We start from the raw sequence: 11,058 nt of genomic DNA, 5'->3' as shown, positions 1-11,058 counted from the left end.
AGAACGTTTATGAATCTTTTGATAAAGGAAGCAGATTCGAAGGAATTCATGGATAGAACAGGTGAGATGATTGAACAGGTAGCCCAGCAAACAGGGATTCGGTTCCCTCACGTCCTAGAAAGGTACATTGAACTTGGGATACTGTCTCTACGTCCAAGGGATGCTTGGACGGTTACGGAGGCGACTACAAAAGCTTTAAAGGTTCGAAGCTTTAACTGCAGTTTAAGTAAGTTTTTGGCTGATCAAGGAATAGAGGATTGTCAGGTTTTTTGTTTGGCAGCTAATGAGGTCGCTGCCCAAAAAGCTGGAACCAAGGTGAATATAACTTATAGTAAAGATGCAACGGGCAGTGGGCTATGTGAACTTGCTTTTTGCCCTCAATAAGGAGGATAAGTTGCTTTGCACATTGGACATAACGAGGATGACATAGATCACGAAAGCCTTGCTATGAGACATTTAGGTGAGGGGATTGCTAAAGAAGCTGCGGGTAAGATGCATGAAGCTTTTAATGAGTATATGGTAGCTAATGTTCTCGATCCTCAATTAGAAGTCGCACAGATAAAACTTAAGGAACTTAAACAGAAGCTTGTCTCTGATCGATAAGATCATCTGCAAAAAGGGGAAGGCGAAGTTTTATGATAGGGAAAGAATTAATTGGTCGAGAAAGCGAGTCTGTTGTATTGAAAATTAGGCTCGAGGAAGTGCGTAGGTTTGCCGAGGGCATAGGAATTCCGTTTAATGGTGAGGTACCAGTAACCTATATAGGAACGTTACTTCATGCTGATATTCCAGGGCTTGAACTGACCAATGCTGGAATGATCCACGGAGAGCAAAAGATAGCCTATCGACGTTCTCTCTCTGTTGGAGATAGCCTTACCTATAAACGGCGTATTAAAGATGTTCATGAACGAACCAGCATGCTTGAAAAGATAATGTTAGTGGTACTTGAAACGACTGGTTATGACCTAACAGGCGAGTTGGTTTTTTCCTGCAGTTCGACATTAATAACCCCGGTTAAGGGGAATAAGTGTTTGAATAATTATCAGGTCTCTGATCGAGGACCCATCCGAGAATGGGAACCTAACCACGTCCAAATTCGACAATTTGCTGAGGCTTCCGGTGATTTTAACCCTATTTATTTAGATGACACCTATGCGCGTCAAGTTGGTCTAGAGGGTATGGTAGCGCATGGAACGCTAACTATGGGTCAATTAGAGGCTATGCTAACGGAATGGATCGGCAAAACGGGGAGAATAAGTAAGCTTAATGTTCGTTTCGAGCAGGTAGTTCGTCCAGGGGACAAGATTACCTTTTGCGGCTCTATACGATTACGTACTGAAAAGGTTATAGTTTGCGATATAGTAGCTTACAATAAAAAAGAGGAGATAGTTTTATCGGGTTTGGCACACATAGTAAACTAGTTTAATTAAAGTTGAACAAAAAACATAGTGTTCCTATCGTACTGGAGGCTTTCTGTGCCAAAGCATAGTGCGGGGACCTATCCTACTTCCCCTAGCATAGGAGAAAATGCTTTGTTTAGTGCTTTCTCATGTTCTAGGGTTATTTATTATAATATTTTAAATTATTAAAATAATTGGTCAGAGTTATTTACTTTCAATAGATGCAACCTGTATAATATTGACAGAAGATTTAAATTGGAGGATTAACATGAGTGATAGAGCCCATGCTGTTATAACGAAGGCTTTTCCGCGATGGGATCGAAAACTTCTATTTGAAATCCTCAATAATATTCATGATGTCGTTATGGTTATCGACTTAGATACAAGGATTGTTTATGCAAACGAAGCCTATGCCAAGATTCTGGGGGTACCAGTAGCAAAAGTATTAGGGCGCAGGCTAGATAAAATTGAACCTAAGGCTGAGGCAATCAACGTACTGCGTACGGGCAATCCATACCAAATTGGCGGGGATTACTTGGATTCCCTTGGTATCAATGTGGTAGGAAGTTCATTTCTTTTATATGATGATAACAACAATATCATTGGCTGTGTCTCAATTTTTAAAAATATTACGGATGTTGTAGAACTAAACCGTGAGTTACAGCAGACAAAGGGTGTAGCGGATTATTTGAAACAGCAGTTAGAACAATGGGAACAGCTGCCCCTGTCTTTCAAAGAATATGTAGGTCAAAACACTCGAGTGAAGAAAACCTTAGTATTAGCAGCTAAGGTAGCACGTACAGATAGTACGGTTCTAATTCTTGGTGAAAGTGGAGTTGGGAAAGAGGTATTAGCTAGGGCTGTTCATAATAGTAGCAGACGCAAGGATATGCCCATGATCAAGGTGAATTGTGCCGCGATGCCTGAGAATTTAATTGAGAGTGAACTGTTTGGATATGAGGACGGAGCGTTTACAGGGGCTAAAAAGGGAGGTAAACTTGGTAAGTTTGAACTGGCCCATTGTGGAACTATTTTTCTCGATGAAATTGGAGATATGAGTCTCACTATGCAAGCAAAGTTATTACGTGTATTGCAAGAAAAAGAGTTCGAACGGGTAGGTGGGAATAAAACAATCAAGGTCGATATACGAGTGATTGCAGCAACTAACCGAGATTTAGAAAAAATGATCAATGACGGATCGTTCAGGCTTGATCTGTACTACCGGCTAAATATTGTACCACTGACATTGTCCCCACTACGTGAACGTAAGGATGATTTACTGGCCCTCGCTAAGACATTCCTTGATCAGTTCTCACGGGAAGTCGGGCATGAGCTGAATCTATCGCCCAGAGTGATAAGATTTTTTCAGGAATATAATTGGCCCGGTAACATCCGGGAATTACAAAATGTTTTAGAACATGCAAGTATTGTCTGTGGGGGCGGGACCATTGAAATTCAGCACTTACCCGCTCGCATGATTCCGACCGACGATAATAACATGACATTAAAGGATAAGCCTTACGCTGTTAGGGAGATACTCGCTAGGATGGAAAAGGAACTAATATTATCAGCCTTAGATACATATAACAACAACCGTACTAAAGCTATGAAAGCCTTGGGGTTTTCGAGACGGGTTTTTTACGATAAGTTAATTAGATACGGTATCGACTGATTAATTTTAATAAATAATCAATAGGCATGTTATAACTTTAAAGGAAGAAATGTGCGCTTTGCGCACAAAAATTAAAAAAAGAATATGGTTTTGTATCTATTTCCTTACATAGGAAAAAACCCTCAGTGGACTGCTTTTTGCCAGACAAGAGGGTTTTTTTGTATATTCCAAGAGTTGGCATAGGGCTTGCAATAAAGCAACGTATCAGAATATTTAAAAAAATATGGTTACATTTGGATGAAGGAGAATAACTATGAGAACAAGAGCTCAGTATATCGAAGGGCTAAGCAAGATGAACAGAAACCTCTATTTTAATGGTGGCATGATTGATAGGTTAGATCCACTTCAAGAAGGTGCTCTTAACGTAATGGGCTTAACCTTTGATGCGGCCTGGGACCCCGCCAGTAAGGATCTTTGTACGGCAAAATCTCACATTACAGGGGAAATCATTAACCGTTTTAATCATATTCACCAAAACGCTGATGACTTGCACAAGAAGCAAGACATGACTCGTTTCTTAGTCAATAAGGTTGGGCAGTGCATTCAACGGTGCATGGGAATTGACGCTTCTAATGCAATTCACGCAGTGTCTTTCGAAGCTCAGAAGTCCACCAAAGCCAAGACAGCCTACCATGATAACTGGCTTAAATGGCTCGAGCGTTTCCAAAGAGAAGATCTCGTGGTAAGCTGCGCGCAAACTGATGTTAAGGGAGAGCGTTTGAAGCGGCCAGCTGAGCAGGATGACCCGGATATGTATGTCCATGTTGTGGAAGAACGGAGCGATGGGATCGTTGTGCGCGGCTGCAAAGTTCATATTTCAGAAGCATCTATTTCTGACGAGATCCTCGTCGTGCCGAACCGAGCCTTACAAAAGGGTGAGGAAGCTTATGCCTTGGCCTTTGCAGTTCCATCAGACTATGAAGGGGTCAAGCAGATAGTTCACTTCCATAATTATCGGAAGCGTGACACTTATCAGAGGGGGATAGAATACGGCTACACGGACTCCTATGTCATCTTTGATGATTGCTTTATTCCTTGGGAACGCGTATTTCTATGTGGAGAAACTCAGCATGGTGGTATGACTGCCCTGCTATTTGCTTTGTTCCATCGTCATTCCTATTCTGGCTGTAAACCTGCAATGCTTGACTATGTTATCGGGATGGGTGCCCTTGCAGCAGAAATTAATGGGATTGAAAAGACCCCCCATGTGCGCGAAATGTTATCCAAACTGATTATGACTGGTGAACTCGGCTATGCGGCAGGCTACACGTCCTCTGCACTTAGTAAGCCTGAAGTTTTTATGCCTGGTTTGGGAGTAGTACCCTATGGACCTGGCAGCTATATTCCCAACTCAATTTATGCCAACGTTGGCAGGTGCCTGACCGGTGAGGCCGTGTTTCATGAACAAGAGATCCTTTGCAACATTGCAGGGGGGATGCCTGCTACCTTCCCCTACGAAAATGACCTGACAAACCCTGAAATCAAAAATTTATTGGAAAAGTATCTGAATCGTAATCCTAAGATGCCCATAGAAGAACAAATTAAGTTTTGGATGAACTTCATCGATTTTGGTCTCTCTGGCTCCGCAGGTGCCACCCTGTATGGTGCTTATCATGGCGGTGGATCTCCGATTATGGAGCAGATCGCTATCACTTCCCAATATGATATGGAATCTAAAAAGGACATTGTCAGGGCCATCGCAGGAATGAAACCTAGATCGAAAAAGAAATAGGTAAAGGAGAGAAATTAATGGCTAGTAAATTTATGTACAGCAATCGTGATCACAAGTTTATTATCAAAGAATGGCTAGATGGAAAAAAGATCTTAGAATTAAAAAGGTTTAGGGACTATATCAGTATTGAGGATGTGGATGGAATACTTGACCAGTCCTTAAAAATGAGCAAAGAAGTCGTTGCTCCAACCAATGATGATGGAGATACAATTGGAGCAATTTTTAAGGATGGGAAAGTTACAGTGCCCCCTTCTTTTCATAAAGCCTTCAAGTTTATTCAAGAAAATGGCTGGGGTGCCAGCAACAGTGACGTTGAAGGAGAGGGTGCTTTACCAGAGATTTTGAATCAAGGGGTCCGGGAGTTTATTATTGGGGCCAATCCCTCTATGTCTCCTTACGTTGGATTAAGCGGAGGTATAGCCTCTGTAATCAAGGCGTTTGGCTCACCTGAACAGATCTCTCTCTACACCCCCAAAATGTTTGAAGGTGTTTGGGAAGGGACCATGTGTCTAACAGAACCCGGTGGTGGGTCTGATGTAGGGGATATGACAACCAAAGCCTATCCAACAGAAAACCCCTTAATCTATAAGGTGAAAGGGACAAAATGCTTTATTACCGGAGGAGATCATGATCTTACGGACAATATTATTCATCTAGTGTTAGCCCGGGTGGACGGAGCTGCCCCTGGAACTAAAGGACTTTCGTTATTCATCATACCAAAGGTTTGGGTTAATGAAGACGGCAGTCTGGGAGAATCCAACGATGTATCGACTGTTGGTATAGAGCATAAGATGGGTCTTAAGGGTTCTTCAACAGCGGTACTTAGCTTTGGGGAAGAGGGTCAATGCCGCGGGGTTTTATTAGGCAGCCCGCCGGATGAAAAGGGGATTGGACAAGGTATTGCACAAATGTTTAGGATGATCAATGGATCAAGGTTGGATACGGGGCATAGTGCCCTAGCGGTGGCGACTGTGGCCTATAATAATGCAGTTGATTATGCTAAACAGCGCATACAGGGGCGACCTATTCACAATCCCAAAGCTGGCAGGGTTCCTATCATTCAGCACGAAGATGTTCGTCGTATGCTGCTCACACAAAAGGCCACGCTGGAAGCAATGCGAGCGATGATTTTTAAGGGTTACTATTACTTGGATTTAATTGAATTTGGAGATGATCCTGGAGATATTAAGGCAGCAAAGCGCGCCCTTGAAGTTATTACACCTTTAATCAAAGCCTATTGCTCTGACCAAGGGTGGTTAATGATCACTGAAGCTATTCAAGTTTTCGGTGGTTACGGATTTACTGAGGAATACCCAGTAGCACGTCAAGCCAGGGATGTTAAGATTTATTCTATCTGGGAGGGTACTAATTTTATCCAATCAATGGACCTAGTGGGTCGTAAATGGAGCCTAGATAAAGGAAATGTCTTCAAAGAATGGATGATGGAAATGGCGACATTTGTCCAATCCAACCAGAATCATAAAGTGTTTGCTCGAGAGTTTGAGGTGCTGGGTAAAGCATTAATGGCGTACCAGGATCTTGTAGGTACCGTCTTAGGCTATTTTAAAGAAAACATTAAACTGGTTCCATTGTACAGTACGAGAATCTTGCGGATTACAGCTGAACTTTATGGGGGCTGTTTGCTGATGCAGCAAGCCTTAGTGGCCCAAGAAAAACTGGAACAGGGGAACTCAGACAAAGCTTTCTATGCCGGAAAGGTATTTAGCGCTAAATTTTATATACTCAATATTGTTCCGGATGTGGCGGCAACAGTGCGGATTATTAAAGAGGGCGACACCTCTGCTATCGATATTCCTGAAGAAGCTTTCTAATAACCTAATAGAATTATGATGCTATTGTATGACAACTAGAGAAGGGCTGGCGATATTTTTATGAGTCAGTCATTAAACATATTTAGAAATTGATTCCTGAAAGGTGGTAAAGTCTTGGATATTAAGATAACTATGATGGAGCGGCGGAGTATCCGCAAATATAAAGCTGATCCAGTCTCGGACGAAATGTTGCTGGAATTAATGGAGGCAGCCCGTTTAGCCCCGTCCGGAACGAATCATCAGCCTTGGCGATTTATTGTCGTCAAGAATCAGACCATAAAAGAACAAATTCAAGCAGCTGCATTTAATCAGAAATTTCTTAGCCAGGCCCCCATTCTATTAGTTTGTTGTGCTGATCTCATGACCTATGCTAATGATACCAAGAAAAGATTGCAGGAACTAATCGATGCAGGGGTTTTCGGGCCGGAAGCCTTCGAAAGTTATCCTGGCATTGATCAACCTAAAGATGCTAATGCTTTGAAGGCCTTTATCCCACATGCCATGTTAAATGTCGGACTTGCTATGGAACATATCGCTTTGAGGGCTGTTTCGTTGGGTCTGGGTACCTGCTTTGTACAATTAATGAAGGCTAAGCAGATTGCCCAGATCTTGGAGATGCCTGAACATTTGGTGATCACAGGATTGATGCCTGTAGGCTTTCCGGATCAAAACCCGGTACAGCGCCCTCGGGTAAGTGTTCAAGACATTATCTATAAAGTGGTTGATTGATGTTTTGGCTTTAAAAGAGATAAAGTTCCCTAAATCATTAATCGGTAAACTAATGATTTAAACTACTCTTGTACTCATCTCAAGGTGTTCCCAAATAGTTTGGTCTGGCCATGTTAAGTCAGCATGAAAAATTGGGGAGGTAGCTAATATGGACGAACACGTTCGGAAGGATTGGCCCAGTTATTTAGCCCCCGACTTAACCTATCGTTTAGGTCAGAAACCTCTGCACGAGTATTTGAGGGACCATGCTCACCTAAACCCTGAGAAAATTGCGATCATCTGGTATGGGCGGGAGATTACCTATAGAGAATTAGATGATCTTAGCGAAAAGTTTGCGGCATATTTAATAAGCTCTGGAGTTAAGAAAGGAGAGCATATAGCTCTTTTTCTCTCGAATTGTCCTCAGTATTTTATTGCGCATTATGGTATCCAGAAAATTGGGGCGGTTGTAGGGCCCTGTAGTCCATTGTTTAAGGAGTGGGAACTTGAGTATCAACTAAACGACATGGAAGCTAGAATAATCATAACAGCCGATAGTTTGTATGACGTTGTAGAAAACGTACTATTAAAAACAGTAGTTGAGCAAGTAATCCTTACTAATTATGGAGAATTTCTGCCGGCAAAGCCTACCCTTAATGTTCCCGGGGAGATTTGCAAACCTAAGCCGCTGATTTTAGGTGTTCATGACATGTTAGCAGTTATTAACGAACAAGAAAGTTTGGTTGTGGACGTTGACATTAGTATGGATGACAATTGTCTAATGGTCTACACATCAGGCACGACGGGTCAACCGAAAGGAGCTATGCTTTCTTATACTAATGCTCTTTTTAAAGCAGCAGCAGTTGCTCAAAGCAGTGTCGTCGTGGCTGAGGACATGCTACTTACTGTTGCCCCCCTTTACCATATTGCTGGGATGTTAATGGGACTCAATTGCCCAATTTATGCTAATGCAAGCATGGTTCTCCTCTATCGGTTTGATCCGGTCGCGGTATTGCAGGCGATCGACCGATACAAATGTACTTGGTGGTATAGTGTTGCGCCCATGAATGTTGCTGTTATGCAGGTACCCAATGCAGAACAGTATGATATCTCCTCCTTGAAAACAAATGTCGGCACTAGTTTTGGTATTACCCTCACTCAGGAGATTGCGGAGGCCTGGAAGAAGTTCACAGGGGGCTGTGGACTCTATGAAGCTGCCTATGGATTAAGTGAAACTCACACGGCAGATACATTTATGCCCTCTAATGCTGTAAAGTGGGGAACCCAAGGTATTCCTACCTACGAGACAGTAATCCGCATTATTGACCCTGATACAGGTAAGGAAAAAAACACAGGAGAGATGGGTGAGATAATCATATCCAATCCAGGTGTCTTTAAGAACTATTGGAAAAAGCCAGAGGCAACGGCAAAGACTCTCCGCGATGGGTGGGTATATACCGGAGATATGGGATCCCTGGATGAGGATGGTTATCTAATCTTCTGCGGTCGGTTTAAAGAGATGATCAAGGTAACTGGTTATAGCGTTTTTCCAGAGGAAGTAGAAGCTATGTTAATCCGTCACGAGGGGATTGCCCAAGTAGCCGTAACTGGAGTACCAGATGCCCAAAAAGGGGAAGTTGTGAAAGCCTATGTCGTTCTCAAAGCTGGACAGGGTGAAAATATTTCACCTCAGGACATAATGGATTGGGCCAAACAAAGAATGACTTCTTATAAGGCACCCCGTTATGTAGAATTTCGGGAGTCCCTACCAGCTACCGGTGCTGGCAAAGTTTTGCGAAGGCTTTTAGATAACGAGAAGTCCTGAGATAAGGATAATGTGGCTATTAACAAAGAATAGAGGGGAGTTTCCATGGCAAACGCATCTGTTTCGATGGTAAAAGTAACTGATGTTTACGAGTCTCTACAGGAGTGTCTAAAATTAAGTGAAGGGCTAGCAGGATTAAACACCAACGACAGAATTTTGATTAAGCCTAACATAGTTAGTTGGGATTTTGACCTACCGTTTCCGCCCTATGGCGTGGTTACCACCAGTGTTGTACTCAATGCCCTGGTTCGCATTTTGGCTGAACATGGTTTTAGAAACTTAACCATTGGAGAAGGTGCCCTTCCGGGGTTAAGTCCAGACGGAGATGCGGTGTACGAGGCTCTTGGATACAAAAAATTGCAAGAGCGCTATGGAGTTAAATTAGTTGACTTTAACCAGGAAGAGTTTGTGGCGATAGATTATGGTGACGGATTTAAGCTTGATATTGCCAAACAGGCCTTAGAAGCAGACAAAATCATTAACGTCCCTGTGTTAAAAACCCACAACCAAGCTAGAGTGTCTTTAGGGATTAAAAACCTTAAAGGTTGTCTCAATAAAAAGTCTAAACAGTATTGCCATGGCGTGGGCGATGAGGAACTTAGTCGTACCTTTCCCCGCATTATCGATAAACTCCCAGTTGCTTTGACGATAATTGATGGCCTTTATACCCTGGAAAAAGGTCCTGGCCCAACTGGAAAGGCATTTAGAAAGGATCTATTAATAGCTTCTCGGGATCCTTTTGCCTGTGATCTTGTAGGAGCAGCTATTCTTGGTTACCCGGCTAAAGACGTGGCCCATTTGATTAATTATGCTAAAAGCCACGGGCGTAGTTTGGAGTTGGCAGATTATGAAGTGAAAGGAGAGAGTGTGGCGGATCATCAGGAGTATGTAACCTATGATTGGGAGTGGTCAGAAAAGGATACCGGCCCGGCTGGGTTTGAAAAGCGTGGTATCACCGGGCTGGCAATCCGTAAGTATGATAGTAGTCTGTGTACGGGCTGTTCGGTACAATATAATCCTATGTTGATCCTTCTCTCTTCCGCATTCAAAGGGCAGCCTTTCCCGAATATCGAGGTTGTAAGCGGTAAGCAACAATTGGCAGCCAAAGACTTTGACAATACAGTACTCTTTGGAAAGTGTGCATGTCATCTTAACAAGAATAATCCCAATATCAAAAAGGCTATTCCGATTTGGGGATGTCCGCCTGTTTTGGGAAAATTCGTTGAGGTATTGGCAAAGGAGAAAATTAATTGTGATTATAACGAATATGTACGCTTCCGGCACTACTTGTTCAGTAGGTATAAGGAAAGTGAGGGATTCAATCTCGCTGACTGGTCGGTAAAATAAATCGTTAACTAAAGAAAAATTAGTCAACAGAAACGAGAGGAGGATGGAAATGAAGATTCATAAAGCAGCGGTAATTGGGTCAGGCGTGATGGGGAGTACCATTGCAGCGCTTTTGGCCAATGCTGGAATCCCAAGTCTGTTATTGGATATTGTCCCTTCCAAACTATCGGAGAAGGAAAAAGCTAATGGGTTAACATTGGAGGATCGTACGGTTCGCAATAGCATTGCCCAAAACAATAAGGCGAACTTGTTAAAAATGAATCCAGCCCCATTGTTAGTTCCGGAGTTTGCAGACCGAATTGAGGTGGGAAACTTAAGTGATGATTTAGGGCGCTTAATTGAAGTTGATTGGGTGATTGAGGTTGTTGTGGAACGGCTTGATATAAAGGTTAATCTTTTTAAAACGATTGCTGCGCAGGTCCGCCCAGGAACGATTGTAACTTCTAATACCTCGGGAATTTCTTTGAAATCAATGGTGGAAGGGCTCCCGGAGAGTTTTACTCAGTATTTTCTCGGAACACACTTCTTTAATCCCCCTCGCT

9 protein-coding genes and 1 pseudogene are annotated in these 11,058 nt (G+C 42.7%); all 10 read left to right on the top strand.

Annotation, left to right across the window (positions count from 1 at the left end; translation table 11 throughout):
- A pseudogene (locus tag HGJ98_RS02000) lies at positions 1 to 384 on the top strand (hypothetical protein); the annotation flags it as partial.
- Positions 385 to 399: 15 nt separating this feature from the next.
- The gene (locus HGJ98_RS01995) at positions 400 to 603 is read left to right on the top strand and encodes a hypothetical protein (protein ID WP_291349320.1); all 204 of its coding nucleotides are present in this window, start codon (positions 400 to 402) and stop codon (positions 601 to 603) included.
- A gap of 32 nt (positions 604 to 635) precedes the next feature.
- Positions 636 to 1,421, top strand: coding sequence for a MaoC family dehydratase N-terminal domain-containing protein (locus HGJ98_RS01990; RefSeq protein WP_291349319.1), 786 nt, complete (start codon positions 636 to 638; stop codon positions 1,419 to 1,421).
- 247 nt (positions 1,422 to 1,668) lie between these two features.
- Positions 1,669 to 3,072, top strand: coding sequence for a sigma 54-interacting transcriptional regulator (locus HGJ98_RS01985; RefSeq protein ID WP_291349318.1), 1,404 nt, complete (start codon positions 1,669 to 1,671; stop codon positions 3,070 to 3,072).
- A 253-nt stretch (positions 3,073 to 3,325) separates the two neighbouring features.
- On the top strand, positions 3,326 to 4,804 hold the full coding sequence (locus tag HGJ98_RS01980) for a 4-hydroxyphenylacetate 3-hydroxylase N-terminal domain-containing protein (protein ID WP_291349317.1): 1,479 nt from the start codon (positions 3,326 to 3,328) through the stop codon (positions 4,802 to 4,804).
- 17 nt (positions 4,805 to 4,821) lie between these two features.
- A complete protein-coding gene (locus HGJ98_RS01975) occupies positions 4,822 to 6,636 on the top strand; it encodes an acyl-CoA dehydrogenase (RefSeq protein WP_291349316.1) in 1,815 nt (604 codons plus the stop codon).
- A gap of 114 nt (positions 6,637 to 6,750) precedes the next feature.
- Positions 6,751 to 7,365 carry a nitroreductase family protein gene (locus HGJ98_RS01970; protein WP_291349315.1) on the top strand — a complete coding sequence of 205 codons (615 nt, stop codon included), beginning with the start codon at positions 6,751 to 6,753 and terminating at the stop codon, positions 7,363 to 7,365.
- Positions 7,366 to 7,513: 148 nt separating this feature from the next.
- Complete coding sequence (locus tag HGJ98_RS01965) at positions 7,514 to 9,169, top strand: AMP-binding protein (protein ID WP_291349314.1); 1,656 nt, start codon at positions 7,514 to 7,516, stop codon at positions 9,167 to 9,169.
- Positions 9,170 to 9,214: 45 nt separating this feature from the next.
- Complete coding sequence (locus tag HGJ98_RS01960) at positions 9,215 to 10,516, top strand: DUF362 domain-containing protein (RefSeq protein WP_291349313.1); 1,302 nt, start codon at positions 9,215 to 9,217, stop codon at positions 10,514 to 10,516.
- Between the two features lie 49 nt (positions 10,517 to 10,565).
- Positions 10,566 to 11,058 (top strand): 3-hydroxyacyl-CoA dehydrogenase NAD-binding domain-containing protein (locus HGJ98_RS01955; protein ID WP_291349312.1); only part of this gene is annotated, 493 nt, incomplete at its 3' end.

The sequence above is a fragment of the Desulfosporosinus sp. genome (assembly GCF_014237355.1).
Lineage (GTDB): Bacteria > Bacillota > Desulfitobacteriia > Desulfitobacteriales > Desulfitobacteriaceae > Desulfosporosinus.
Note: the sequence above shows the minus strand (reverse complement) of the source record. Positions and strands in the feature narration are given on the sequence as shown.

Excerpts from the sequence above, each read along its gene's own strand:
- HGJ98_RS01990 (WP_291349319.1), top strand. The coding sequence starts at position 636 with ATGATAGGGAAAGAATTAATTGGTCGAGAAAGCGAGTCTGTTGTATTG.
- HGJ98_RS01985 (WP_291349318.1), top strand. The coding sequence starts at position 1,669 with ATGAGTGATAGAGCCCATGCTGTTATAACGAAGGCTTTTCCGCGATGG.
- HGJ98_RS01980 (WP_291349317.1), top strand. The coding sequence starts at position 3,326 with ATGAGAACAAGAGCTCAGTATATCGAAGGGCTAAGCAAGATGAACAGA.
- HGJ98_RS01960 (WP_291349313.1), top strand. The coding sequence starts at position 9,215 with ATGGCAAACGCATCTGTTTCGATGGTAAAAGTAACTGATGTTTACGAG.
- HGJ98_RS01975 (WP_291349316.1), top strand. The coding sequence starts at position 4,822 with ATGGCTAGTAAATTTATGTACAGCAATCGTGATCACAAGTTTATTATC.
- HGJ98_RS01965 (WP_291349314.1), top strand. The coding sequence starts at position 7,514 with ATGGACGAACACGTTCGGAAGGATTGGCCCAGTTATTTAGCCCCCGAC.